The sequence below is a fragment of the Thermomonas alba genome (assembly GCF_022419205.1).
GTDB lineage: Bacteria > Pseudomonadota > Gammaproteobacteria > Xanthomonadales > Xanthomonadaceae > Thermomonas > Thermomonas alba.
Map to the genome: position 1 here is coordinate 302 of NZ_JAJOZU010000036.1, position 319 is coordinate 620.

A 319-nucleotide genomic window follows, 5' to 3' on the forward strand; every position below is an offset into this window, starting at 1 on the left:
ATCTCGGTCAGGTACGCCTCCAGCGCCGACACATCGGCAACCGGGGCAAAAAACGGGTTGCCATCGACGTGGTCCCACGATTCGAACGGCACGCTCACCGTGCCCATCTGGACCAGGGCGCCCCGCACGACAGTACCAAACTGCTCGCACAGCCATTTGCGCGCAACAGCCCCCGCCGCCACGGTGGGCGCGGTCAGGCGCGCGGACGAGCGGCCACCCCCGCGCGGATCGCGAATGCCGTACTTGTGCCAGTAGGTGTAGTCCGCATGGCCGGGGCGGAAGGTTTGGGCGATATCGCCGTAATCCTTGCTGCGCTGGT

General features: G+C 66.8%; 1 pseudogene. It reads right to left on the bottom strand.

Features of this window, described 5'->3' with window-relative positions:
• A pseudogene (locus ML342_RS11615) lies at positions 1-319 on the bottom strand (chorismate synthase); the annotation flags it as partial.